Genomic DNA, 25,611 nt, shown 5'->3' on the forward strand with positions numbered 1-25,611 from the left:
CTTATTGGATTGGTTGGGCAGTGGGGCGGTTCCAGGAAATAGCTCCACCGTATAGACCGTACCCGAAACCGACACAGGTGGTCAGGTAGAGTATACCAAGGCGCTTGAGAGAACTATGTTGAAGGAACTCGGCAAATTGCACGCGTAACTTCGGAAGAAGCGTGACCCCATTTTGGGCAACCATAATGGGGTGGCACAGACCAGGGGGTAGCGACTGTTTATCAAAAACACAGGGCTCTGCGAAGTCTAAAGACGACGTATAGGGTCTGACGCCTGCCCGGTGCTGGAAGGTTAAGAGGAGAGGTGCAAGCTTTGAATCGAAGCCCCAGTAAACGGCGGCCGTAACTATAACGGTCCTAAGGTAGCGAAATTCCTTGTCGGGTAAGTTCCGACCTGCACGAATGGCGTAACGACTTCCCCGCTGTCTCCAACATAGACTCAGTGAAATTGAATTCCCCGTGAAGATGCGGGGTTCCTGCGGTCAGACGGAAAGACCCCGTGCACCTTTACTATAGCTTTACACTGGCATTCGTGTCGGCATGTGTAGGATAGGTGGTAGGCTTTGAAGCGGGGACGCCAGTCTTCGTGGAGCCATCCTTGAAATACCACCCTTATCGTCATGGATGTCTAACCGCGGTCCGTTATCCGGATCCGGGACAGTGTATGGTGGGTAGTTTGACTGGGGCGGTCGCCTCCGAAAGAGTAACGGAGGCGCGCGATGGTGGGCTCAGACCGGTCGGAAATCGGTCGTCGAGTGCAATGGCATAAGCCCGCCTGACTGCGAGACTGACAAGTCGAGCAGAGACGAAAGTCGGTCATAGTGATCCGGTGGTCCCGCGTGGAAGGGCCATCGCTCAACGGATAAAAGGTACGCCGGGGATAACAGGCTGATGACCCCCAAGAGTCCATATCGACGGGGTTGTTTGGCACCTCGATGTCGGCTCATCGCATCCTGGGGCTGGAGCAGGTCCCAAGGGTTTGGCTGTTCGCCAATTAAAGCGGTACGTGAGCTGGGTTCAGAACGTCGTGAGACAGTTCGGTCCCTATCTGCCGTGGGTGTAGGAATATTGACAGGATCTGTCCCTAGTACGAGAGGACCGGGATGGACATATCTCTGGTGGACCTGTTGTCCTGCCAAGGGCATAGCAGGGTAGCTATATATGGAATGGATAACCGCTGAAGGCATCTAAGCGGGAAACCAACCTGAAAACGAGTATTCCCTATCAGGGCCGTGGAAGACGACCACGTTGATAGGCCGGGTGTGGACGTGCAGCAATGCATGAAGCTTACCGGTACTAATCGCCCGATTGGCTTGATCGTTCTCATTGACCATGCTCATCAAGCTTTGCTTGATGATGCCAAAGACCTTTGTCCTGACGCTGTCGCATCCTTCGGATGCTACGCTGCGGACGGCCCGCCAAACGATTGGCGACGGCCGCTGGCCTGTATGGGTGCCAAAAGCACTCGTCAGATCTGGAAAGGTTCAAAGACGTGTTCATAAGACTAAAAAATGAGGCCTCATCGCCTCAACCAGCTTCTCAAAAATGTTGCGCTTCGCTGACCTGGTGGTCATTGCGGGGCGGCCGCACCCGTTCCCATTCCGAACACGGCCGTGAAACGCCCCTGCGCCAATGGTACTCCGTCTCAAGACGCGGGAGAGTAGGTCGCTGCCAGGTCTGCTAAACGCAACATATCTTCTCATTCACGAAAACTAACGGCCCTTAAGCCGACCAAAGGGCCGCCCACAAGCGGCCTTTCGTCGTTCAAGGGAAACTTGCAGTGCGTCCCTTACAGGAGACAAATCGCCTTCGGCAATTTGCTCCGGCAGAAGTGTAAACTGCCAAGCAGTTTACGCACCGCGATAAATCCCGCAGGGATTTACGCTTTACGCGGGGTGGAGCAGCCCGGTAGCTCGTCAGGCTCATAACCTGAAGGCCGCAGGTTCAAATCCTGCCCCCGCAACCAAATTCCAAAAACTCCCGCAGCAATCGCTCCGGGAGTTTTTTGTTGTCGAGGGATATGGTACCGCTTCCAATTGACCTTGTCCTCCACGAGGACGGCCCGGAAGCAGGCCATAGTCGGCGCCCCAGTACGATCCTGACGAGATGAACCACTCGCGCGTCGTTTTCCTTCTCTGCCGCCGGGCTATTGGTTCTGCGCCTGAGGCTGCTTGTCGGTCCAGGTGGGCGGCATCCCGACCTGGGAGGCTGCAAAGTCCACTAGACCGGGCGACCGGCCAAATTTCTCGCAGGCAGGGTATTTCGGCTTTCCACCAAGTCCCGACTTGATCCTCTGCCCAGAAGGGATCTTGGGCAGACCCTTGAACGGCGTCTTGCCGCTGACGAGCATCCTGGAAAAATCACTGCCGAAGCTCGCGGCAAGCGAGTAGGCGTCACCGATTTGCGAAACGCGCGCACTGGTGGTCACGAAGTTCGCTCCCTTCGCCCATACCATCGCACCGACTTGCTTGCCGTCCCTGGTGGTTGCTTCGGCCTCCACGGCAAGACCTCCAAGCCCGAGGGGTAGCCTCGGGACGGGCACCGGAGCGACGAAGTTGGCTCCGAGCGACGTTGCCGTCGACAGGCCGGCCACCACGGTATTGGTCGGCACGATGCGGGTGATGGTGGCGTGAACGACGAGGTCCGCATCTTCTTTCCGCTCCACAACCATGAAACGATCGCTGACGCCGGCGCAGAGGGCGCGGCTGATCACATTCGCGACCAGGGCGCGATCGGAAGATTTGCTGATCGATAGTGCAGCACCGCCCGAAACCTTCGTTGGCTCGATGTAGATCGTTCTGGCGGATACAAGGTCGGTTGGCGCGACTCGATAATTTGCCTTGGTCATTCGCCCGTTGTTCGATGTCAAACTGTCGTAGGATGTAAGTGAACTTGCCCGTTCGAGCGGCACGGCGGCGCAGCCGCCGAGCGACAGAGCAAGGAGAGCGGGCGCAATCAGCCGATGGCACGGCTGGATGCCTGCCAAGCCAAGGCGGGGATGTAACATTTGGTTCTCCTATTGGATTTAGGGGGAGGTCGGCGCGGCTATCGCCACTGTGCCGTCTGTGCGGCTGTGAGCGTGTCGGCGAACGAAGGCCTGTCTTTCCACAGGCTGCCGCTCGCCATTTTTGCGTATCCGAGGTTGAAGACCGCACGCATGTAGTTGGTGTTGAACGGATCGGTCATATTGTAGGCGAGCTGCGTATCGATCGAGGCCACGCGGAACCGAATGCCGCTCCTTTGAGCATAGATGTAGGTGGCCACCAGCGCGCTACGTGTCTGCGCCTTGATGAGGGAGGAATTCGCCCTGGCCATGACCGTAAACGTGTTGTTCGTGGTGGTTGAAAATTCAGACATCAGCGCGTTGTTGATGATGATGTACATGTTCAGCTTCACGCCCTTGGGCCACTCGACCTTGTCCGAATTGGCCATCCATCCCTCCGGAATCGTCAGGATTTGGGACGCCGCGCCTCCGTCGGAATGCATTTCCTCGAAGGACTGATCGCCTGACTTTGCCTTGATGAGTACCGCCGGATAAAGGCCGGGGATGCTTGCCGAGGCGATGACAACGTCGCGGAAGAGTTTTAGGGCGTCGGGCCGACCGCTGTCGGCGATGGCGCCCATGTTCCAGATCACCGCTCTTTGGGAATCGAGGTTCGAGGTCAAGACAAGCAGGCGCCGGCCCTTGCGGTGTTCTGCGGCGATTTTCGCCAGCACCTCCTGCGTCAGGTACCGCTCGACCATCGTTCGAAGAGGCTTCTGCTTCAGGAGGCTTGCGCCGAGAAGGCCCTGGGGCAGGAAATCGGCATCGACCAATGTCTTGGCGACCCCGCTCGTGTACAAGTCGACGAGGGTATTGTCATAGCCGGGACCGAGGAAGGCGTAAGGCGCGATCAATGCGCCGGTGCTGACGCCGCTGACAATGTCGAATTCGGGCCGCTGTCCGCTATCCGACCAGGCCTTCAGCGCCCCGACGCTGAACGCGCCTCCGGCGCCACCGCCCGACAACACGAGGTAGTTGACTTCCTTGTGTCTCGGGATGGGCAGCCATGCACGTGCTTCAGGCAGGCTCCGGCTTGCATCCGCGTAGATACGGACATCGCCGAACCCCTCGATACCGGCGGTCGCGGCGGCTTTCGGCCCATAGGCAATACGGTCCGGCGCCATGCAGCCGGCGAGAAAAGCCAGCAGGAAGATAGCTATCACGTGATACACGGCTATAGCCTTGCGCCGGGCGAATATCTGGAGGGGACGTTGAAATTTCCACCGACCGTACAGCCGATGTTATCCGCGGATGTTGCCTGCGGACTCCATGATGGACCGATCGCCCAACGCGGCGGGCTCACCAGATAACCTTTGAAATTCACGGTAACTTCCTTCGGAATCGAATCTGGCGGTATCAATGCAGAGTTCGTCGTTGCCTTGGGTTTTGTAATGTTAAGAATGATTGGCCGCTGCGATCGGGTGTTCACCACCGGCTCGGCGGCGGGCTTCATGGATTGCCGACGCCTGGCAGTTGTCCATGTCGCGGCCGGCTGACGAACAACGGCCATGCATTCCCGATTGATATCCCGCAACAAAACTTCATCGATCGCCTTGGTTTCGTCCCTGTTTTGACATCGCGCGGTTGCTTGCCGCGGTTATCGATCGCGACAGCAAAACGGGAGGTCGTTATGACCGATGATGAGATGACGATTGCCGAGGTCCTGAAGGATCCTCTGATCCGGCAAATGATGCGGGCAGACCGGGTGTCTTTGAGAGAGATGAAAAAACTGCTTCGCGAGGCGGCATTGGGGATTCCGAAGGAAACCTGGCCCTCTCCGGAGACCGCCGGAGCGACATGTGTTACCTCGTCCGGCTGGCAATCCTTGATGCCGAAGTTGCCGTCGATATCGTCAGCGGCACCAGCTGATCGGTAGCGCGCGCAACCATCATCGGGGATCTCGCCAGCATGTGGGTCGACTACCTCTACTTGACGAGAGCCTCTTGAGCTGGCGCCTGTTCTTTCGCAGATGAAGCCTGGCTGCTTCGATGCGGTGCGGTCTCCACCGGCGGCAACTGTAGCGTCACCCGCAGACCATGCGGCAATACGTTTTCAAGTAGCAGCGAGCCACCGTGGCCCTTTGCAATTTCATCCGCAATCGAAAGCCCCAGCCCAAAACCGCTGCTGGAATTGAGTGACCGGGCCTCGTCAACCTTGAAGAAGGGCTCCAGGACCTTGTCCTCAAGCCCTTCTTCAAGGCCTGGGCCGTTGTCGCTCACAATTATTACCGCTCCACCCTGCGGGCTATTGCGCAACTCGACAGCTACCTTCGTGCCGAACCTTACCGCGTTCTCCACGATATTGGTGATAGCGCGTATGAGAGCCTTTTGTTGGCACACGTATCCAAACCGCTCGGGTCCGCAGTAAATTACGTCATGGCCGAGGTCACAAAATTCCGACGCGATAGTCCGCAGAAGGCTGGAAATATCAACTTTTCGAGGCGGTTCGGCTGTAACGGTGCTGCTTAAATACTGAAGGCTTTCCTCAATCATGGTGGTAAGGTTGTCAATATCCGCCAGCATCGCTTCCCTGGACGCGGGGTCCTTCGAACGCTCCACGCGCATACGCAGTCGTGTCAGCGGCGTCCTGAGATCGTGGCTCACAGCCGTCAGCATCCGCGTGCGGTCATCGACCATTTTTCGGATGCGGTGGCGCATGTTGTTGAGTGCCGTCGCAAGTGTGCGAAGTTCCCTGGCGCCTTCGGCGGTGAATTGCTCTTCTTCGTTACCGTCGAGGCGCAGTCTCTTTGCCGCGTCGGCAAAGCGGACGAGAGGCGACGTGATCATCCGGCTTATATAGAGCACCAGGAGGAGCATCGGCAGCATCAGGATGTTGGCCTTGGCGATGAACTCCGCGACTGCGCTGAAAGACGAGGGGGAAACATCGGCACCGGCGAACCCGATAACGAGGGCACGGTGCGCGTCAAGGCGCACCGCAACCGTACTGTGTCCCCCGCCGTCCGAACTGTCTTTAAGAACCACCACCTCAAAATCGGCAGGCAAGACATCCTGAAGCGCGTCCGAGATGAGGGGATCACCCGTTTGACGCGCCAATTCGCTACGGACGTCGCTCCATGGCAGAACCTTCAATTCGAAATTGCCGGAGGCGCTTGCCCTCACCAGATGCTCGATTTCGTCGTCATTTCTGGCGCTTCTGACCTGATGCACAAGCAGCTCGATTTGAGCGCCTTTGCCCATAAGCTTTTTTTCATTCTGGAAAATGAATGGCTCAGGGAGAACAGCGATAAGAAAGATAACGAGCAGCGGAACAATAGATGCGAACACCATGAATTGGGTTCGTATGGATGCCCTGCGCAAGCGGCCAATCATGGTGCTATCGCAACCTCCGGAGTGAACACATATCCGCCCAGGCGCACGGTTTTAATGAATGTCGGCTCCTTGTAATTAGGTTCGATTTTCTGCCGGACACGACTGACATGGACATCAATGCTGCGTTCGACAGGTCCTGCAGAGCCTGCGTGGGTACGGGCCAGTATTTCCTGGCGGTTCATTACCTGCCGGGGGTTCTGGCAAAATACCAGCAGCACATCAAATTCCGCCGTCGTGAGCGACACATGGAAACCGTCGCGGTCGGTCAATTCTCGGGTGACCGGGTCGATCCGCCAGCCCGCAAACGTCATCGGTGCCTGCTGTGGTTTGACCTGCGCTGAATACGACGACCGCCGCAGAAGCGCCTTTATCCTCGCCAGAAGTTCCCTGGATTTGAACGGTTTCGTGACGTAGTCATCGGCGCCCAGCTCCAGTCCGACAACCCTGTCTATCTCTTTCGTACGCGCCGTCAGCATGAGGATGGGTATTGTATCAGACGACCTGATTCTCCTGCATATGCTGAAACCGTCCTCACCCGGCAGCATTCCATCCAGTACTATAAGGTCGAATTCCTTCTTCTTCAGGACACCGTCCATTTCAACCGCAGATCCGACCGCCTCTGCGGCATAACCCGCCTCCTTGATCAGATCGATCAGCATGCTGGCGATATCCCGATCATCCTCGACGACCAGGATTCGGGCTGATGCCTGTACAAGAACATTGGATGCGACGTTATTCATAGGCTTGGCCATTTGTGGCGGAATCCGGATTATCAGTTAGCCCGTTTCGCAGCATGGTTGTCAGCAACAATTATGTTTAATTTTGTTTCGCGGCTTCGCCACGAACTCTGAGTCGATGGGTTCGTCAACACTGGCGGTCAGCCTCAATCTTCAGCTCATGGAGCACGGCCTCGCGGCTGTCGCCCTTCCCGAAGCTTCGCTTTAGAAGCAGCAGGAAATCGTCGACAAAGGTGAAGATCACGGGAATGACGACGAGGCTGAGGACGGTGGAAGTCATTAGGCCGCCGATCACGACGATCGCCATCGGTTGACGGAAGCTTGCATCGCCGCCGCTGAGGCTCAGGGCCACGGGAAGCATGCCGCAGCCCATGGCGATCGTCGTCATGACGATCGGGCGGGCGCGTTTGTGGCAGGCGTCGACCAGGGCGTCGAAGCGCGAAAGACCTGCGCGTCGCGACACGATCGCATATTCGACCAGCAGGATCGAATTCTTCGTGACCACGCCCATCAGCATGAGCAGGCCGATCAACACGGGCATGGAGAAGCTGGTTCCAGTCAGCACGAGCGGCAGCAGCGCGCCGCCAAGCGATAGCGGCAGCGCCATGAGGATCGTCAGCGGCTGGAGGAAGTCATGGAAGAGCAATACCAGAACCGCATAGATGCAGAACACGCCTATCCCCATGGCGATGGCGAAGTTGTCGAAGAGTTCCGAGCTGCGCTCCAGTTCGCCCTGTTCGACGAGCCTGACGTCGTCCGGGAGGTTGTGGAGGGCGGGCAACGCCTGCGCTTCACGATAGACGTCGCCGAGGATACGACCGTTGAGTTCGACCGACAGCGTAACGTTTCGCGAGCGGTCGATGCGGCTGATCTCGGACGGACTGCCCCCGATGCGGATGTCGGCGACCGAACCGAGATCGACGCTGCCCCTGGCACCGGCAACGCGAAGATTTGCAATGTCGTCAAGCGTCGTCCGGTTACCGGGATCGAACCGGACGCGGATGGGAAGCTGGCGCTGGGGCAGGTTGAGCTTGGCAAGCGAGGAGGAATAATCCCCGCTCGTGGCCACGCGAACCGCTTCGGAAATCGCTTCTGCCGTGACGCCGAGGGCGGCGGCGCGATTGAGGTCCGGGACGATCTGGACTTCCGGGGCCTGCCGGGAGGCGCTGGACGTCACTGCGCCGATGCCTTGAAGGCCTCGCAGTTGTTCTTCGAGTGCTCCCGCCGCCCGGTCGAGTGCTCCGGAATCGTCGCTGGCGAGCGTTATTTCCAGCGTCGTACCGCTGCCGCCCGTACCCACTTCGATCCTGACGCCTGGGAGAACCGCGAGCGCCCGTCGGATCTCGTTTTCGATCTCGGCCTGCTTGCGGCTGCGTTCGCCGATCTTCTTCAAATCGGCGACAAGCGAGGCGGTCGCCGTATCGACGGTCGTCGATGAATCGATCATGTCATCCGACGAGGCGCTTCCGACGGCGGAAAACACCCGCGTGACGTCCGGCAGGCCGGAAACGATATCCGCCGCCCGCCGCGTCATGGCGTCCGTTTGTTCAATCGGGCTGCCGGGCTGAAGCGTCAGAGTGACCTTCGTCTGCGAATCGTCGGATGCGGGCAGGAAGCCGGCGCTGAGCATGGTAATCGTCGAGAGCGAGAGCCCGAGGAATATGCAGACGCCGAGGACCGTCAGCTTGCGATGGTGCAGGCAGGTTTTGACGACGGCCATGTAGGCGCGCATGATCGCGCCGTCCCTCTGCTCGATCGGACGCGCCTTCATCAGATAAGCGGCCATCATCGGCGTCAGCAGGCGTGCGACGACCAGTGAGGCGAGAACCGCCACCGCCGCCGTTATACCGAACTGGCGGAAGATCAGGCCGGGAATACCGCTCATGAAAGCGGTCGGCAGGAAGACCGCGACGAGCGTCAAGGTCGTTGCGACGACGGCAAGACCGATTTCATCGGCGGCCTCGAGCGCAGCCCCCTTCGGAGTTTTTCCCATTTGCAGGTGGCGCGCAATGTTCTCGATCTCAACGATCGCATCGTCGATGAGGATGCCGACCACGAGCGAGAGGGCGAGCAGCGTCACCGTATTGAGGCTGAAATCCGCCAGATACATTACGAGAAAAGTCGGGACGACCGAGAGCGGCAGCGCCACCGCCGAAAGCAGGGTCGCACGCCAGTCGCGCAGGAAGAGCCAAACAACCACGACCGCCAGGATTGCACCTTCATAGAGCATGTTCATGGAGCCGTCGTAGTTTTCGATGATCGGCCCGACCGTGCTGTAAGCCTGGACGATCTCGACATCGGGGTTGGCTGCGGCAAAGTCCTGCATGGCCGCTTCGATGGCGGTCGCGACGCCCGTATCCGAAAAGCCGTTGGATCGTTTCACCTCGACAGCGATCACGGGTTCGCCATCGAGATAGGCGATCGACGAGCGGTCGGCAAAGCTGTCCGTCACCGCGCCAATCTCGGCCAGTTGCACCAGCTCTCCGCTCGGAAGCGGGATTGCGAGCGCTTTCAGCTCCTCGACCGAGGAAACCGCCCCAAGCGTGCGGATCCCCTGCTTTCCGCCGCCGATCTCAGCCCGGCCGCCCGATGTGTCGGCCTGGACGGACTTGAGCTGCGAGGAAACGGTCGCGGCGCTGAGGCCGAGCGCGCTCATGATCTGGGGGTTGAGGTCGATGTGCACTTCGCGCTCGATGCCACCGATCCGGCTGACCTCGCCCACGCCGGGTACTGAAAGCAGGGCCTTCGTCATGTCGTTGTCGACGAACCAGGAGAGTTCCGTCTCGTTGAGGCGGGCGGAACGCACCGCGTAGGTGAGGAGGGTGGAGCCCTGCACCGTCACCTTGGTCACGCCCGGCGCCTGCATCTCGGAAGGGAGGTCGCCGCTCGCACTATCGACGGCATTGCGCACCTCGTTCAGCGCTTCCTCGCTGTCCTTTCCCAACTGGAACGAGATATTGATGGTGACCGATCCGTCCGTGACCGTCGTCGTGATGTGGTCGAGGAGGCTCAGCGAAGCGAGCCTGTCTTCGATCTTGCGCGCGACTTCCGTTTCGAGCTGCGCCGGCGCGGCGCCTTCAAGCGAAGCGCTGATCTTGATCGTCGGCAGGTCCATGTCGGGAAAGTTCTGTACCGCGAGCCGGTCGAACGCGATCAGGCCGCCGACGGTCAGCAGGATGAACAACAGGATGGCGGGAACCGGATTTCGGATCGACCAGGCGGAGAAGTTCATCGCGATTCTCCCTTTTCGAGCTTGACGAGCGCCTCTCCACCCACCCGGACGAAGGCCTTGTCCGAAAGGAAAGCGCCACCCGCCGTCACGACGTCGGTCGAGCGGTCGAGGCCAGAGAGGATTTCCACTTCACTGCCATTGCGGCGGCCGGTTTCCACGCGAACGCGTGACGCGCGCCTGTCTGCATCCACGGTGAAGACGTAAGCGATGCCGTCACGCAGGACGAGCGCCGTCTCGGGCACGGTGAGCGCCGTCGTGGTCTCAAGCTCGATCTGGCCGGTGACGTACAGACCGATGGGCGGACGCGCCGCCGCCGGCAGCGCCACATAGGCGAGCGCCCGCCCCGTATCGGTGCTGACCGTCGGTGCGACAAGCCGCACGGTTCCCTTGACCCGTCGATCACCAGGACCGACGATCGTGGCTGTGAGGCCTTGCCTGATGCGAGGCAGATAGCGTGCGGATACTTCCGCCTGCCATTCGACGCGTTGCTGGCGGATCATGCGGAACAGTTCCGTGCCGGAGGAGACGACGGCGCCGAGCTGGGCCGAGCGGGATGTGATCAGTCCATCATCCACGGCCAGGATAGTCGTCTTGGCGAGCTTGATCTTCTGGCTTTCCAGCAAGGCTTCGGCGGATTCCACCCCTGCCATCGCCGTCTGTTCGGCGATCAGGTATTCGTTGATCTTTTCATCCGACAGCACGCCGCTATCCCGCACCTTGCGTGCCCGATCGGCATTCGCCGTCGCCTTGGCGAGGTCCGCCCTGGCGCTTGCCAAGGCGGCCTCCTGGTTACGCAATTCTGCACGCACGGCTTCGTCGGCTAGCCGGACGAGGGGCTGACCTTTCGCGACGACCGATCCGACATCGACAAGGACGGCGGTCACGCGCAGGCCATCGATTTCCGCGGCGATCACCGCTTCATGCCAGGGCTTGAGCCAGCCGCTGGCCGGCACCGTTTCAGGCCATCGGCGTTCTGCGGGACTTGCCACGGCGACGGTAAGCGCTGCCGCCTTGTTCTGTTGCGCAAGCACAGGCTCCGCTGCGGAAGCAAGGTTTGCGCTCACGAAGAGGGCGAGAAGAAGAGTTGGTCGCATCGGTTGAATCTGCTTTTCTGGCATCGCGCTTACTGCCCACATTCGTCAGCCGCGATTTCATGTCCGAGCCAATTGGGCCGGCCCGCGGCTCCAGACCCGGCAGCTGGAAGGCCTGCTCGCCGGGAGGGAATGACCGCGATGTGGAGTTGACTGCGAGAAGCCGAGGATAAGAGGCCGGCGAACGGAGAGGATGTCTGCGGCTTCTCTGCGCCTATTGGGTTCCTAGAACTTGTACCCGACCATCAGCATCGCAGATGGCTGAACGTCGTTCTGAACGATCGGACTATCCTTCGCATCGCCGGTCAGGAAACCGACCGCTGCCTGGCCACGAATAACCCAGTGTTCGGTCGCCATATATGTGACGGACGCCTCGATATCGAAGCGCTTCAGGCCAGCGCCTGCCTCGTATTGCCGTAATCCCGATCTCGCAGACTGGGCGGCGGTTACCCCAAAATAGCTTTCCATGTGATTGTCGTCGGCGAACGTCGCGGAAGCGCCCGCGGAAAGAATAAAGCGATCATAGTGATGCGAGACATTCGCACCGACCTGACCGATCAAGCCGTCGCTGCCCCCGATTGTCTTGTCGACAGACGCATAAAATTCCAGCGGACCCATTTCATACGAAAGCTGCGCTCCGACGACAGCCCCAGCGTCGATGTCACCCAGTCCCTTCAGGTGATCGGAATCGTCTTCATCGCGCCCGCCCCCCATGTCGTAACCGCCTTTCACCGTGAGCTTAACGCCGTTGGACTTCAGCACATCGATTTCCAGCCCGCCCGGATCGACCGTGACGCGATCGCCGAAGGTGGCGGAAATCATGGGAATGGGGACCAGTTCGAACTCGTCCGATCCTTCGAATTTAGGTGCATACATGGCTCCGGCGCCAACCATGACGTTCCAGTCGGAAAGCTTCTGGCGTATCCCGCCAAACCGTCCCTTGTCGAAATTCTCTGTCGCGGGGATAGCAGCCTCTTCACCTTCGTAAGGGTCGGCCGCGCTCGCCTGGGTAAGGGGGCAAGCGACAACCGCGAGCCCCGCCGCGATGGCGACACGCCGCGGATGGCTTAAGAAGGACTTGGTCAATGACATTCGAATTGGCTCCTGGGATCCGGTAGAGAGTTTTCGGCGTGCAGGTGTGAAGCCCGAAGCGCCGGCCTCTTGCGGAGCGCACTGTCCCAGACGCTGCCGTTAACTTGGGTTTTGTGATGTTAAGAAATGTTGTCCCGGTCGATGCCGCTAACCCGCGGACGGCGGCCGCAACAAAATCAAACAAAACCAAACATACTGTTGCACCGGCAAAAGCTAGATTTTCTCATCTCCGTATGAGGAACTCGCTATGTCTATCGAAACCATTCACCCCAAGAGAATTCTTGTGTTTCTGCCAGTGGCGGCGGCCAATGCGATCGTCGCGATGCTGGCCGCCCATGGACATGAGTCCGTTGCGGTGTCGACGTTTCCGGAGGCTTTTACGGCACTCCGTTCGGACAATTATTCCTTCGCCATAACGACCCGACCCGAGATCGATCTCGTGCGCAATATCCGCTCCATCCCGGTGGTCAATCTCGAGGTTTTCTTCCACACGGAGCCTTCCGGCGATGGTCCGTTGATAACGTCGAAACGGTTCGACAGCAGCGCATTCATGAAACGGATCGAGTTCCTTGTTCAGCCTCTGGCAACGAGAGTTGAACACGCTGGCATCGAGCAAACAAAGAATGAAGGGATGCGAGAACCGATGGCGCCCCGATGGCGGGTGGCGTTGAAGTCCGTCTTTGGTTTGCTGCGTCGGCGAGAAGGATTGAAGGATGTTCGATCCTGAGAGGCTTACAGCGGTCGCGCCCGGCTTCAATCCGGCGATAGAGAGAAGCACCAACAGAAAAAGAATAACCGCAGCCGGACAGGAGCCTTGGACGATGGAGCTCTGGCGGATTGCAGCTCCAAGGCAGGAGCAGGCCTTTTTCGGGATATGTCTTTTGGTTCACTGGCTGATAAGCGCCGCCTCGTTGAGCGGGTACATCATAGTCGTTCTGTTTCTGATTGTGGCAGTGGGCCGGCTTGTGCGGCATGCCGCGACCCTGTTTGCATCAAGACTGCCAAGGAGGTCGCAACGCAGGCACTATATCGTGCTGTGTACGTCAGTGGCCTTCTTTTTCTTGCTCGCTATGCGAGGTTGTTACCTTGCTGCTGTGATCGTGGACGTCGGATTTCATTCCGATCCGTTTGAAGCCCGGGGCGATATCGGTCAGCATTGACTGGCAGCCAGATTGAGTGCCGGGTGTCTTCTCGCCATCGGCGCTGACCGCATCAGAGTTCGTCGAGCCCCTCATTCAGCGTCTCGATGTTGCGCAGCCGCTTTCTCCCCTCGACGCCTGCCTTCTCCAGGCATCGGGTGATCAGCAGATGGCAGAGGGCCATGACCGCCGTGTGGTTGAAGAGCGGGCCAGGCGCCAGGGTCTGGCATTGGAAATGCCAGGTTGCCGACGTCTCGAACGCGGCACCCTCGTCGGTGATGTAGAGGAGTTTCGCTTTTGACTTCCGGAGCTGGGCAAGGATGGCGTCCACCTGAGCGATCCTCCGGCGCATGGCGAAGAATACGACCACGTCGTCTTCCCGCAGGCTGACAAGATGTTCTCCAAGCGTCTGCCCCGCGCCGGGGATTGCGACGATATCCTCGATGACCTGGGTCAGCTGCCATTGCAGGTAGGAGGCAAAGGGATGGCTGCTCCGGAAACCGAGCACCCAGACCTTCCGTGCCGCAATCATCGCTTCCGTCACGGCCTCGATCTGGCCCTCGGAAATGGAAAGGAACGTTGCTTCAAGATTGGCGACCCCCTGGGCGACATGCGCCTGCATCGACTGGGCGGCCGCGGCGTCGGCAGCGGCCGTCAGGAAGAGCCGGGAGCCGGTCTGCTTTTCGGCCCGGGCATGGCGACGGGCTTCCTCGTAGTTTTCGTAGCCGAGGCGCTGGATGAAGCGCGTCACCGTGGCCTTGGAGACATGCGCAAGCGCGGCAAGCTCCTGTGCCGAATAGCTGGCAAGCTCGCCGGGAAAGTCGCAGACGAATTCCCCCAGGCGCTTCTCGGCAGGGTGCAGCTGGGGAATTGCCTGCCTTACGCGATACAGGAACGATTTATCCTTCGGCACGGGAAGCTCCGCCAAGACATCAGCGCGCGGACTTTCCGGTGGGATGCCGCGACTTGCAACAGAAAAAACGATCCCTCCGTCGCATTGCCTGGGAGATGCCCCCATCAGTTCGCCCTCGATCCGGCTTCGAGAGGATGGGCGATCCGGGAAAGCAACAGTTCGACAGCGGAGCGGATAGGCGCAATCACCGGCGACGAGAGGGCCCGCTGAAGATCGTCCGCCGCCTGGCCCAGTGGGCCACCACCGATGATGACCGCTTCAGCGCCATCCCGTTCGAGACATTCGCGAACCGCGATTTCAAGGGCCGCGTGCAGACGCGCGGGGTCGGAGGCAAGGACCAGCGGATCGCCGCTGGTCAGCCGTGTCCCGGTAAAGAGGTGGGCAAGGCCAAGCGTTTCAGCCTTGGCGGCGAAGCTCGCCACGAGGTCGGGGGTGACAGTCGCGATGCCGAACCGCCGGCCTCCGGCAGAGGCTTCGTACATGCTCGCCTCGCAGATGCCGATGACCGGCAGCCCGGACAGGGCTTTCAGGCGCTCGAGGCCTGGATCGCCGAATGCGCTGACGATCAGCCCATCGCTAAATTCCTCCGCGGCCAATCCCATCTCGACGACACCGCCGGCCGATGCAGCAAGCTCCTCGCCATTCAGGATCATCGATACTCCTCTCGTGGCGGTGACCCCCTCCACGGAGAAATTTTCCGGCAGGTATTTCCGGGCGATCTCGGTCATCATGACCGTCGTCGCACGGGAGGTGTTCGGATTGATCAATGTGATACGCGTCATGTCTCGTTCCGTGCGCAATTGCACGAACGCCCTCCTGCCTTGTTATCGTCTCTCATCATCTTTGGCGTTCAGGCACATTGCACGCAGGCGACGCTGCCGGCCCCGCCGACCGGCATCAAGGCCGGTACTTCCGTGCGGCAGAGATCGGAAACCTGGGCGCAGCGCGGCGCGAAGGCGCAACCGGGCGGCATGGCGGCCAGGTCCGGCGGTGCCCCAGGGATGGTGATCAGCCGGTCGCGTCCATGGGCAAGTTCGACGCGGGCGCCGAGCAGACCCTTGGTATAGGGGTGCCTCGGTTCGCGGATGATGTCGGCGACCCTGCCTTCCTCGACGATCCGCCCGGCATACATCACCGCGATCCGGTCCGCGACTTCCGCCGCAACGCCGATATCATGCGTGACGAAGATGACGGAGAGCCCATATTCCTTCTGCAAATCGCGGATCAGCAGGAGGATCTGGATCTGGACCGTCGCATCGAGGGCCGTGGTCGGTTCGTCGGCGAGCAGGACCTTCGGATTGCAGGCGAGCGCCATGGCGATCATCGACCGCTGCAGCATGCCGCCCGACATTTCATGCGGATAGTTTTGCAGCCGGCGCTCCGGGGAGGGGATCTTGACCTTCTGGAAGAGGGCAAGCGCGCGCGCCGCCGCCTGCGAGCGCGAGATGCCCTCATGCCGCATGATGGTTTCTTCTATCTGGCGGCCAAGCGTGTAGACGGGGTCGAGTGCCAACCGCGGCTCCTGGAAGACCATCGAGGCAACGGCGCCGCGAAAGGCACCGAGATCCTTGGCCGTCAATCCCGTCACATCGCGACCGGCGACCGTCATCGAGCCTTCGATCGTCGTGCCTTTGGGGTGCAGGCGCAGCAGCGAGCGCATGGTGACGCTCTTGCCGGACCCGGATTCGCCGAGCAGCGCAACAACCTCGCCTGGCTGTACCGAAAGACTGACGCCGTTGACGGCTTTGACGGGCTTTCGGCCGCGGTTGAACGTCACCGAAAGATTGCGAATGTCGATCATCGCGTCGGTTTGCATGGTCATGCCTCCATCAATGCCGGCGCACGGCTGTGGCGTGAGCCAGGTACCGACATCAGGCAGGCTGCGGACTGGCTTTCGGAGACGCTGGCAAGCGGCGGCAAATTCTCGCTGCAGATGCTCTCGGCGAACGAACAGCGGGTATGGAACCGACAGCCCGGCGGCGGATCGATCGGGTTCGGCGGGTCGCCCGAGAGCGGCGGCTCGGAGGTTCTTTCGGCGGGGTCCATCTTTGGCATCGAGGCCAGCAGCGCCGCGGAATAGGGATGGCGGGTGTTCTCGAAGATCGCATCGCGGCTGCCGATCTCGGCCACCTTGCCGAGATACATGACCATCACCCGGTCGCACATGAAGCGCACGACGTTGAGGTCGTGGGAGATGAACAGGTAAGTCAGGCCGAAATCCCGCTTCAGGTCGAGGAGCAGGTTCAGGACCTGGGCCTCTACCGACTTGTCGAGCGCCGACACGGCTTCGTCGAGGATGATGAGCCGCGGTTCGAGCGCAAGCGCGCGGGCGATGTTGACGCGCTGCCGCTGTCCGCCCGACAGTTCGTGCGGGTAACGGCCGGCAAAGCGCGACGGCTCCAGCCCGACCCGGTGCAGCAGGTCGTGGGCCCTGGCAATCGCCCTGCTCGCGGCAATGCCATGCACGCGCGGCGCAAAGGCGATGGATTCTTCAATCGTCAGCCGGGGGTTGAGCGAGGCGTAGCTGTCCTGAAAGACCATCTGGACCTGGCGGCGATAATCGGAAAGCGGCAGCGCGCCGCCAACCGTCTCACCGTCGAACAGGATCTCGCCTCGGTCAGGCAAGATGAGCTGCATCAGCAACCGCGCCGTGGTGGACTTGCCGCAGCCGCTTTCTCCGACGACCCCGAGCGTCTCGCCCTTGAATATATCGAAATCCACGCCGTCGACGGCGCGGACGACCTTCTTCGGCTTCATGAAACCGCTACCCTTGACCGGGAAATGCTTGATGAGGCCGCGCGCGGAGATGAGCGGCTGCGCGGGCCCGCCCCTTTCGCCGACGGGAAGATCGTAGGCAGGTTCTTCGACGATGCTAATCATGACTTCACATCCATGGCTGCGCGCAGCCCGTCTGAGAAAAGGTTGAAGCAAATCGAGGTGATGAAGATCATCAGGCCGGGCAGGGCCGCGACGAACGGGTTGTTGTAGATCGCCGTGCGAAGCGTGTTCAGCATCAGCCCCCATTCGGCGTCCGGCGGCCGCACGCCGAGGCCGAGGAAAGAGAGGCCCGAGGCGAGGATCATCGAGACGGATATCAGGCTCGTGGCAAAGACGAAGATCGGGCCGAGCACATTGCCGAGGATATGGACGCGGATGATCGTCATCGGCGGGGCGCCGGAGGCACGCGCCGCGTCCACGTAGTCGAGCTTGCGGACCTGGGTGGTGACGCTTTCGGCGACGCGGGCGATCTGCGGGATGAAGACGACTGTCAGCGAAACGAGCGCGTTGGTGAGCCCCGAGCCGAGTGCGCCCGACAGCGCCACGGCCAGAAGGACCGACGGAAAGGCGTAGAAAACGTCGACCGTGCGCATGATCAGCGTGTTGACGATGCCGCCGGCATAACCGGCGACGATCCCGATCGTCGAGCCGATGATGAAGGCAATCGGTACCGGAATGACGCCCATGATCAGCGAGAGCCGCGCGCCATAGATCAGCCGGGAGAGCATGTCGCGGCCGAGTTCGTCCGTGCCGAAGATATAGCCTGGCGTGCCGATCGGCTTGAGGCGGCGGATGACGCTGCCCTTGGAGGGATCGTAAGGCGCGATATAGGGGGCGAAAATAGCGATCAGCACCAGGATCAGAAGAATAGCGAGGGCCGTCATGGCGACCGGGTCGCGGCAGATGCGGCGCAGCACGCCGCTCCAGAAGCCGGGGGACTTGGCGATGGCGGCAGGGGAAGGGGCCGCGATGTCTGCGGTGACGACAGCCATGTGTCAGCTCCTCTGGATGCGGGGATCGATTGCGCTCTGCAGCACGTCGACGACGAGGTTGAGGAAAACGAAGAACATGGCGAGCACCAGGATCGTACCCTGCAGGATGGGCAGGTCGCGGGTGAAGATCGCGCCGTTCAGCAGGAAGCCGGTTCCGGGCCAGGAGAAAACCGTCTCGATCAGGATCGAGCCGCCGAGCAGATAACCGAGCTGCAGCCCCATGACCGAGAGCGCGGTCGGCGCGGCGTTGCGCACCACGTGGCGCAGGATCTGCGGTGTCATCAGCCCCTTGGCGGCGAGTGCCTGGGTAAAATCCTGGGAGAGGATATCGGCGACCAGCGAGCGGATGGTGCGGGCGATGATGCCCATCGGGATGACCGACATGGTGACCGCAGGCAGGATGAGGAACTGCAGATATGCCCAGCTTAAGGCTCGGCCCGACGATCCCTCCGGCCCGCCGCCCATGGCCGGCAGCCAGCCGAGGGTGACGGAAAAAGCGATGACCAGCACCATGCCGAGCCAATAATGAGGCACGCTGACGCCGAGCATCGAAACCGCCGATGCCAGGCGATCCACCCAGCCTCCGCGGAAGACGCCGGCAAGGAAGCCCAGGGAAGAACCTGCCACGAAGCCGATAACGGCGGCAGCCAGGGCAAGGATGATGGAATTGACAGATGCATCGAGGATCTCGTTCAGCACCGGCCGACCGCTGGCGATCGAGGTGCCGAGATCGCCTTGCAGCGCATGCCATGCCCAAAGGGCATATTGGACCGGAAGCGGCCGGTCGAGGCCGTAGAAGCTGCGCATCTGTGTCTGCAGCTCGGCGGAGGCATCCGAAGGCAGGATCGCTGCGAGCGGATCGCCCGGCGCGATATGGATCAGCATGAAGCATACGATGCTCACGCCGATCGTGACGGGAATGACGTGCAGAAGCCGTTTCAGGGCATAGAGCAGCATGGTGTCCTCACCGGGGAGGTTGATCGGGCATCATGAAAGGCGGCGCGCCGATCGCCCGGCGCGCCGCCTGCTCGGGATTACTCCACGGTAATCGTCGAAAAATCCTGGAACCAGTTCTGTGCCTGGACGAAGCCCTTGACCTTGGCGGTCATGGCGCGGGGGTTGACGTCATGCGTCACCATCAGGAACAGCGCATCGTTCACGTATTTCTCGTGCACCTGCTGCATCACCTTGTCCTGCTCCACGGGATCGAAGGTGTTGCGCACCTTGTCGAACAGCGCATCCATGTCCTTGTCGCAATAATAACCCCAGTTGGTGCCGGTCGGCGGGGCGAGCTTGCACTGCGACTGGCGGATCATTGCGGTGAAGGGGTCCTGGATGAAGTAGCTGTAGTTGACCGCGGTGGCGCCTTTGGCGCTCGGATCCTTGGCACCCGCCCGCCAGATGTTGATGACGGTGTTCCAGTCGGCGACCTCGTATTCGATATTGATGCCGACTTCGGCAAGCGTCTGCTGGATATATTCGTTCATCTGCAACGGCAGCATCTGGCCAGAGCCGGACGAGGAAATGATGACCTTGGTCTTGAGCGGCTTGTCGGGGCCGTAACCCGCTTCCTTCATCAGCTTCTTGGCTTCCTCGACATTGTATTCCACCTTGAAGGTCGGCTTGCCGAACCACTGGTGCCCGGGCGGCATGTAGCCTTGCGCGGGAACGGAAAGGCCGCCGAGAAGCTCGTTGAGGCCAGCGCGGTCAACGGCAAGGTTTGCGGCCTTCCGGACGCGGATATCGTTCCACGGGGAACCGTCGATGCGCGACAGGTGCCAGGTCCAGTTATGCGGATAGGAATTGGTGATGATCTTGAGACCGGCCTCCTTCAGTGATTTTACCGAATCCGGGGCGGGAGCCTCGATCCAGTCGACCTGGCCGGAGCGAAGTGCCGCGACACGGGTATTGGGTTCCGGCAGCGGGATCAGGACGAGCTTGTCGAGCTTGGGAACGCGCGCCTTGTCCCAGTAGTCCTTGTTGGGCGTCAGTTCGGCCCGTTCGCGCGGCGTAAAGCCGCTTTCCATCTTCCATGGGCCGGTGCCGGAAGGTTTCTGGGCAACCGTATCCCAGTTCTTGCCCTGCTTTTCCCAGTTTGCCGGTGAGGAAATCAGGATCCAGCTCAGCTGGTAGGGAAGCGTCGCATCCGGCGTGTTGGTGGTGATTTCGACCGTCAGGGGATCCACGACCTTGTAGGAAACGACCGCCGGGATGCGCGACTTGCCCTGGGCCGCCTGGCGCTTGTCGAACTGCGGTGCGTCCGCCTTCAGAAGCTTGTCGAGGTTCCAGACGACTGCATTCGCGTCGAAGGCGCTGCCGTCATGGAATTTGACGCCGTCGCGGAGCTTGAAGGCCCATTTTGTCTTGTCGGCCGGATCGACCTGCCAGGATGCCGCAAGGCTCGGAATGAGGGCGGATGGCTTGTCGGCTTTCGAAAGGTCCCATTCGATCAGAGAATTGTAGACCGTATAACCCATGAAGCGCTGGCCTTCGCCGCCCTGGTCGGTCTGGCCGGTGGTGAGCGGGATATCGGAAGCGGTCATGCCGATGCGTAGCGTTCCAGCCGCCAGTGCGGGGGTCGCGGCGGCTGCAAGGAGTGCTGCCGCGGTCGCGCCAAATACCGTCGTCATCCGCAGGTTCCGGAAAATGCCGAGGCCGTGCCGGCTACTCGATGATGTGTTGGTCATGCTGTTCCCTCTTTATTGAAGTCGCTGGACTTTGAGCCAGTCATCAAAGGAGAAGCAGATTTCATGCCAATTTCTGTGAAACCAGGATTTCACTTATCTCCAAAAGGAATAGCGCAGATAGATGAGCTTGATTTCGAGATACGGACGGCTCGTGCCGAATTCTATGGCGAGAATGCGAGGCGTCTGCCGAAAAATGCCGCGCCGGTAGCCGCAGCGGGCCGATGTGTGGCGGAATCTTGGAGCCACGGCTTGTCGGCTCGAATTTATTGGTTGCTTAGAGGCACGCGGCGCTTAAAGCATATGCGTATCAGACGCCGCGAAATTGGACCGCAAAACAGACCCATGACCAACAGAGATTATTATTCGAACCTCGGCGGTTTGCCGCCGCAGACCGATCTTCTTTCCAGCAAGGCTGTTTTCACGACATCCTATGCGGTCATCCCACGAACCGTCATGTCGGACATCGTGGCCAGCCTGCTTCCCCATTGGCAGGGAACCCGGGCATGGATCATCTCCCGTCCGATGACGGGATTTTCGGAGACGTTCTCGCAATACATCGTGGAAGTTCAGCCCGGAGGCGGAAGTGACCGGCCGGAACCCAACGCGCGCGCCGAGGCGGCAATCTTCGTCGTCGAGGGCGAGATGTCCATCGAGTTCGCCGGAAGCGATCATGCGCTGAGGGCAGGCTCCTTTGCCTATATCCCGGCCGGATCGCCGTGGACGCTGCGCAATCGCGGCACGGCGCCAGTCAAGTTCCACTGGGTCCGCAAGGCCTTTCAGGCGGTCGAGGGCCTGGAAGCTCCGCCGGCGGTCTTCACCCATGAAGACGAACACCCGATTTCATGGATGCCGGACACCGGAGACCGTTGGGGGACAACCCGTTTCGTCGATACCTCCGACGTCCGCTACGACATGCATCTCAACATCGTCACCCTGGAGCCGGGCGCGACCATCCCCTTCATGGAGACCCATGTGATGGAGCATGGCCTCTACGTTCTCGAAGGCAAGGCAGTCTACAGGCTCAATCAGGATTGGGTCGAGGTCGAAGCCGGCGACTACATGTGGCTGCGCGCCTTCTGCCCGCAGGCCTGTTATGCCGGCGGCCCCGGCCGCTTCCGTTACCTGCTCTACAAGGACGTCAACCGCCACACGGAACTGTGGTAGTCGCTGCTTGACGAGCGCGAGTGGCGTCCTGTCATCGGGACGCCGCTGTCAGCCGAGCTCGAGAGTGGTAATCCCGAACACGCCCGTCATACGCACCGCCGGCACTGGGCCGCGATACATCCGCGCGGTCGTGAAGCCTTTCACGAAACGATGGGCCTTGAGATAGGCTGAAAACTCCGTCTGCAGGGCCGGGACGTCGACATGCATGGTTTCGTTGCCGATCTCCCCGGCGCAGGCGCTCAGCAGTTTTTGCGCGTCGGCGGCGGTCTGGGCAAACAGCGGGCCGATCTTGTAGCCGTCATGGCATTTGCGGCAGACCGCATAGCCGCAGACATTGCCGTCACGGATGATGACCTTGGCAGCCCGCGGCGGCTTCAGCCAGGCGGTCAGGAAAGCGCCGCGCTCCGCAGGGAAGAAAGCTTGGTCATAACCAAGAATGGCGGGCACAAGATCGTCAGTGATCGCGGTTACATCGGCATCGCGGCTTCCGGCAAGGCTGCCGCTCCAGCGAAACGTCTCGTAGGCCAGCTCGAAGCCCATGCTGCGATAGTTCGCCTGCTGTTCCGGCACGCCGTCGAGGCCGATCGTCCGGCCGTCGAGATGCGCCATGCCGGCATCCCAGACCTTTCTGCCAAAACCTTTGCCGCGAAAATCGGGCTGGGTGATGTACAGGCCGATAAAACCGAAATCGGAACCGTAGCGGACTGCGGATATGCCGGCCACCATCTGCCCGTCCACAAAGCAACCGATGAAACCTTGAGGATCGGCGGCATGAAGAGCCGGCGCATCGGCAAGGCCCGGGTTCCAGCCCTCGATCCGCGCCCAGTCGACGAGCTGTTCGACCTCGGAGGTGGTGAGCGCGCGAATGGTCGAGTGAGTCTTCATTTGGCGGCGAGTTTCCCGGGCTCGAAATCTTCGAGCAGGCCTTTATAGGGTTTGCGGACCGGCGAAGCATAGGCTCCACGTTTGGCGGTCGACAAGCCCAATGTCACCAGCGCCTCGGCCTGTTTCACCGCCGCCGCGACGCCGTCTATCACAGGCACACCGAATTCGCGGCGCAGTTCGGCCGTGAGATCGGCCATGCCGGCGCAGCCGAGCACGATCGCCTCCGCCCTATCCTCGCTGAGCGCAGCCGAGATTTCTTTGCGCAGCCGGTCGCGGGCGTTGGAATTCGGGTCTTCCAATGACAGGACCGGAATATCGGCAGCCCGCACCTTGCATCGTCCGGCCATGCCGTAACGATGAACTAGGTGTTCGAGCGGCAGGCGCGAGCGTTCCATGGTGGTGACGATGGTAAAGCGCTGGGCGATGAAGGCGGTGGTGGCGAGTGCCGCTTCGCAGATGCCGACCACAGGAATGTTGGCCAGTGCCCGTGCGGCGTCGAGACCCGTGTCGTCGAAACAGGCGATGATCGCCGCGTCGGCGCCGGCCTTCTCGCCCTTGGCGATCTCGATCAACAGGCCTGGTACCGCGAAGACCTCGTCATAATAGCCCTCGATCGAGACCGGCCCCATGGAGGAGGTGACGGCAAGGATTTCGGTGCCGGCATTGGCGACGCGGGTTGCGGAATCGGCGATCGTCGCCGTCATGCTGGCGGTGGTATTCGGGTTTACGACAAGAATGCGCATTCTGTTCACGACCGCAAGCGGCGGCGATTGAGGTGGACGATCAGGCCGAGCGTGCCGGCGATGACGAGGAAGGAGAACACCGTCGTCACCGTGCCGAGCGCGTAGAGCACCGGCGTCGTGACATTGGTCGTCATGCCGTAGATTTCGAGCGGCAACGTGTTGAACGAACCTGCCGTCATCAGCGTACGGGCGAATTCGTCATAGGACAGCGTGAAGCCGAACAGGCCGACGCCGATGAGGCTGGGCGCGATCATCGGCAGCACGACATGGCGGAAGGTCTGCCAGGACGAAGCGCCGAGATCGCGCGCGGCTTCCTCGTAGGCGGGCGAAAAGCGGTTGAAGACGGCGAACATGATCAAGACGCCGAAGGGCAGCGTCCAGGTGAGGTGTGCACCGAAGGCGGACGTATACCAGGACGGCTGGAAACCGAGCTGTTGGAATACGACGCCGATGCCGAGCGAGATGATGATCGACGGCACCACGAGGCTGGCGACCGCCAGATAGAACAGCGCGGTGGAGCCGATGAAGCGGCGGCGGAAGGCCAGGCCTGCGAGCAGCGAAACGACGACGGTGACGATCATCACCATGATGCCGAGTATCGCGGAGCGCCGGAACGAACCGCCGAAATCCCCGACCGCCTGGGTCTCGAACAGGTTGGCGAACCAGCGCAGCGACACGCCGTTCAGCGGGAAGGTGAGACCGCCGTTCGGCCCCTGGAAGGAGAGGATCAGGATCGCCGAAAGCGGGCCGTAAAGGAACAGCACGAAGACGATGAAGAAGATGGCGAGAAGGTAGAATTCGCGGCCGCGCTTGTCGCTGTGCATCTCAGAGCTCCCCTTTTTCCTAAAGTTCTTTGCGGATGTCGACGATGCGGAGAATGCCCGCGACCATCAGGAGAACGAGGACGAGCAGCACGACCGCGTTGGCCGCCGCTGCCGGGTATTGAAGCAGCGACATCTGGTTCTTCATCATCAGCGCCACCGAGGCGCTCTGACCCCCGGACATCACCTGAACCGTCGAAAAGTCGGCCATGACAAGCGTCACGACGAAGATGGTGCCGATCGCCATGCCGGGCTTGGCAAGCGGAATGATGACGTTGGTGAGGATCTGGGTGCTCGTGGCGCCGGCGTCGCGCGCGGCTTCGACCAGCGACTTGTCGATGCGCATCAGCGTGTTGAAGATCGGCGTCACCATGAACAGCGTGTAGAGATGCACCATCGCGAGCACCACCGCGAAATCCGAATAGAGCAGCCATTCGACCGGTTCTGGGACGATACCCGCATTGATCAGCGTCGTGTTGACGAGACCGTTGCGCCCGAGCACCGGGATCCACGAGATCATGCGGATGATGTTCGACGTCAGGAACGGCACGGTGCAGACGAGGAAGAGCACCATCTGCATGGCGGTAGTGCGGATGTGAAAGGCCAGAAAATAGGCGACCCAGAACCCGACGAACAGCGTGATCGCCCAGACCAGGAAGGCAAATTTCAGCGTGTTCAAGTAGGTCTTCCAGGTCACCCACGAGCCGAGCGTCTCGGCATAGTTCATCGACAGGAAATCCGGATACATCTGGGCGAAGTCGTAGTCCCAGAAGCTGACGACTGTAATCATCAGGATCGGCAGCAGCAGGAAGGCCCCGAGGATCAGTGCCAGCGGCGTCGCTTGAAGATAGGAGACCAGCGCCGGCGACAGACGAAAGCTTCTGGGCTTCGTGTTCTCTTCGGCCGTTTCCGGCTCGGATGATGCAATCGTCGCCATGTCTTGTCTCCCTCTGGAGGCTTCAGCGG

Annotated in this window: 23 protein-coding genes, 1 tRNA gene and 2 rRNA genes (1 of these 26 cut by a window edge); 8 read left to right on the forward strand and 18 right to left on the reverse strand. The window is 60.7% G+C overall.

Going from position 1 to position 25,611, the window contains the following annotated elements; all coding sequences use genetic code 11:
* The 3 genes from ACSQ3G_RS20405 to ACSQ3G_RS20415 all read left to right on the forward strand — a co-directional run.
* Positions 1–1,320: ribosomal RNA gene (locus tag ACSQ3G_RS20405) — 23S ribosomal RNA — on the forward strand (it extends 1,481 nt beyond the left edge of the window).
* Between the two features lie 241 nt (positions 1,321–1,561).
* Positions 1,562–1,676 (forward strand): 5S ribosomal RNA (rrf, locus tag ACSQ3G_RS20410).
* A gap of 212 nt (positions 1,677–1,888) precedes the next feature.
* Positions 1,889–1,965 (forward strand) — tRNA-Met (locus ACSQ3G_RS20415).
* A gap of 180 nt (positions 1,966–2,145) precedes the next feature.
* Here ACSQ3G_RS20415 and ACSQ3G_RS20420 read toward each other — a convergent pair.
* Together ACSQ3G_RS20420 and ACSQ3G_RS20425 are read right to left on the reverse strand one after the other, a co-directional pair.
* Complete coding sequence (locus tag ACSQ3G_RS20420) at positions 2,146–3,006, reverse strand: DUF3313 domain-containing protein (RefSeq protein WP_436111326.1); 861 nt, start codon at positions 3,004–3,006, stop codon at positions 2,146–2,148.
* Positions 3,007–3,044: 38 nt separating this feature from the next.
* Entirely contained in the window at positions 3,045–4,214 is a 1,170-nt protein-coding gene (locus ACSQ3G_RS20425; RefSeq protein ID WP_436111327.1) for a patatin-like phospholipase family protein, read from the reverse strand.
* Positions 4,215–4,355: 141 nt separating this feature from the next.
* Here ACSQ3G_RS20425 and ACSQ3G_RS20430 point away from each other — a divergent pair, with 141 nt between their 5' ends.
* Positions 4,356–4,538 (forward strand): hypothetical protein, encoded by a 183-nt coding sequence (locus ACSQ3G_RS20430; RefSeq protein WP_436111328.1) that lies wholly within the window; start codon positions 4,356–4,358, stop codon positions 4,536–4,538.
* 134 nt (positions 4,539–4,672) lie between these two features.
* Complete coding sequence (locus ACSQ3G_RS20435) at positions 4,673–4,918, forward strand: hypothetical protein (RefSeq protein WP_436111329.1); 246 nt, start codon at positions 4,673–4,675, stop codon at positions 4,916–4,918.
* A gap of 49 nt (positions 4,919–4,967) precedes the next feature.
* Here ACSQ3G_RS20435 and ACSQ3G_RS20440 read toward each other — a convergent pair whose 3' ends face one another.
* The 5 genes from ACSQ3G_RS20440 to ACSQ3G_RS20460 all read right to left on the reverse strand — a co-directional run bounded on the left by ACSQ3G_RS20440 (position 4,968) and on the right by ACSQ3G_RS20460 (position 12,523).
* Positions 4,968–6,371, reverse strand: a complete 1,404-nt coding sequence (locus ACSQ3G_RS20440) for a sensor histidine kinase (protein ID WP_436111330.1) — start codon at positions 6,369–6,371, stop codon at positions 4,968–4,970.
* A complete protein-coding gene (locus ACSQ3G_RS20445; protein WP_436111331.1) occupies positions 6,368–7,123 on the reverse strand; it encodes a response regulator in 756 nt (251 codons plus the stop codon). The genes ACSQ3G_RS20440 and ACSQ3G_RS20445 overlap by 4 nt, the downstream gene beginning before the upstream one ends.
* Before the next feature lie 112 nt (positions 7,124–7,235).
* Complete coding sequence (locus tag ACSQ3G_RS20450) at positions 7,236–10,340, reverse strand: efflux RND transporter permease subunit (protein ID WP_436111332.1); 3,105 nt, start codon at positions 10,338–10,340, stop codon at positions 7,236–7,238.
* Positions 10,337–11,434, reverse strand: a complete 1,098-nt coding sequence (locus ACSQ3G_RS20455) for an efflux RND transporter periplasmic adaptor subunit (RefSeq protein ID WP_436111333.1) — start codon at positions 11,432–11,434, stop codon at positions 10,337–10,339. Before ACSQ3G_RS20455 ends, ACSQ3G_RS20450 begins: the two co-directional genes overlap by 4 nt.
* A gap of 222 nt (positions 11,435–11,656) precedes the next feature.
* Positions 11,657–12,523: a MipA/OmpV family protein gene (locus ACSQ3G_RS20460; protein WP_245437305.1), complete on the reverse strand. Its 867-nt coding sequence runs from the start codon at positions 12,521–12,523 to the stop codon at positions 11,657–11,659.
* A 247-nt stretch (positions 12,524–12,770) separates the two neighbouring features.
* Between ACSQ3G_RS20460 and ACSQ3G_RS20465 the strand changes: the two genes are divergently transcribed.
* Positions 12,771–13,250: a hypothetical protein gene (locus tag ACSQ3G_RS20465; protein WP_046669390.1), complete on the forward strand. Its 480-nt coding sequence runs from the start codon at positions 12,771–12,773 to the stop codon at positions 13,248–13,250.
* Positions 13,237–13,683 carry a hypothetical protein gene (locus ACSQ3G_RS20470; protein ID WP_436111334.1) on the forward strand — a complete coding sequence of 149 codons (447 nt, stop codon included), beginning with the start codon at positions 13,237–13,239 and terminating at the stop codon, positions 13,681–13,683. Before ACSQ3G_RS20465 ends, ACSQ3G_RS20470 begins: the two co-directional genes overlap by 14 nt.
* Before the next feature lie 52 nt (positions 13,684–13,735).
* On the opposite strand, the gene ACSQ3G_RS20475 is transcribed toward ACSQ3G_RS20470, so the two are convergent.
* The 7 genes from ACSQ3G_RS20475 to ACSQ3G_RS20505 all read right to left on the reverse strand — a co-directional run bounded on the left by ACSQ3G_RS20475 (position 13,736) and on the right by ACSQ3G_RS20505 (position 20,975).
* Complete coding sequence (locus ACSQ3G_RS20475) at positions 13,736–14,575, reverse strand: MurR/RpiR family transcriptional regulator (RefSeq protein WP_436111335.1); 840 nt, start codon at positions 14,573–14,575, stop codon at positions 13,736–13,738.
* A 104-nt stretch (positions 14,576–14,679) separates the two neighbouring features.
* On the reverse strand, positions 14,680–15,357 hold the full coding sequence (locus ACSQ3G_RS20480; RefSeq protein WP_436111336.1) for an aspartate/glutamate racemase family protein: 678 nt from the start codon (positions 15,355–15,357) through the stop codon (positions 14,680–14,682).
* Between the two features lie 68 nt (positions 15,358–15,425).
* Positions 15,426–16,391 (reverse strand): ABC transporter ATP-binding protein, encoded by a 966-nt coding sequence (locus ACSQ3G_RS20485; protein WP_436111753.1) that lies wholly within the window; start codon positions 16,389–16,391, stop codon positions 15,426–15,428.
* Between the two features lie 2 nt (positions 16,392–16,393).
* On the reverse strand, positions 16,394–17,455 hold the full coding sequence (locus ACSQ3G_RS20490) for an ABC transporter ATP-binding protein (protein WP_436111337.1): 1,062 nt from the start codon (positions 17,453–17,455) through the stop codon (positions 16,394–16,396).
* Complete coding sequence (locus ACSQ3G_RS20495; RefSeq protein ID WP_250809006.1) at positions 17,452–18,345, reverse strand: ABC transporter permease; 894 nt, start codon at positions 18,343–18,345, stop codon at positions 17,452–17,454. Before ACSQ3G_RS20495 ends, ACSQ3G_RS20490 begins: the two co-directional genes overlap by 4 nt.
* A 3-nt stretch (positions 18,346–18,348) precedes the next feature.
* Positions 18,349–19,302, reverse strand: coding sequence for an ABC transporter permease (locus tag ACSQ3G_RS20500; protein ID WP_105416749.1), 954 nt, complete (start codon positions 19,300–19,302; stop codon positions 18,349–18,351).
* Between the two features lie 77 nt (positions 19,303–19,379).
* Complete coding sequence (locus tag ACSQ3G_RS20505; RefSeq protein WP_436111754.1) at positions 19,380–20,975, reverse strand: ABC transporter substrate-binding protein; 1,596 nt, start codon at positions 20,973–20,975, stop codon at positions 19,380–19,382.
* Between the two features lie 399 nt (positions 20,976–21,374).
* Between ACSQ3G_RS20505 and ACSQ3G_RS20510 the strand changes: the two genes are divergently transcribed.
* A complete protein-coding gene (locus ACSQ3G_RS20510) occupies positions 21,375–22,196 on the forward strand; it encodes a bifunctional allantoicase/(S)-ureidoglycine aminohydrolase (protein WP_436111338.1) in 822 nt (273 codons plus the stop codon).
* A 48-nt stretch (positions 22,197–22,244) separates the two neighbouring features.
* Here the strand turns inward: ACSQ3G_RS20510 and ACSQ3G_RS20515 are convergent, their stop codons facing one another.
* The 4 genes from ACSQ3G_RS20515 to ACSQ3G_RS20530 are packed head-to-tail and all read right to left on the reverse strand — an operon-like array spanning position 22,245 to position 25,582.
* Positions 22,245–23,081: a GNAT family N-acetyltransferase gene (locus ACSQ3G_RS20515; protein WP_436111339.1), complete on the reverse strand. Its 837-nt coding sequence runs from the start codon at positions 23,079–23,081 to the stop codon at positions 22,245–22,247.
* A complete protein-coding gene (locus ACSQ3G_RS20520; RefSeq protein WP_436111340.1) occupies positions 23,078–23,824 on the reverse strand; it encodes an aspartate/glutamate racemase family protein in 747 nt (248 codons plus the stop codon). The genes ACSQ3G_RS20515 and ACSQ3G_RS20520 overlap by 4 nt, the downstream gene beginning before the upstream one ends.
* Before the next feature lie 5 nt (positions 23,825–23,829).
* Entirely contained in the window at positions 23,830–24,648 is an 819-nt protein-coding gene (locus tag ACSQ3G_RS20525) for an ABC transporter permease (RefSeq protein WP_436111341.1), read from the reverse strand.
* Between the two features lie 19 nt (positions 24,649–24,667).
* Positions 24,668–25,582, reverse strand: coding sequence for an ABC transporter permease (locus ACSQ3G_RS20530; RefSeq protein WP_436111342.1), 915 nt, complete (start codon positions 25,580–25,582; stop codon positions 24,668–24,670).
* Between the last annotated feature and the right edge of the window lie 29 nt (positions 25,583–25,611).

The organism is Neorhizobium tomejilense, assembly GCF_964254135.1.
GTDB lineage: Bacteria > Pseudomonadota > Alphaproteobacteria > Rhizobiales > Rhizobiaceae > Neorhizobium > Neorhizobium tomejilense.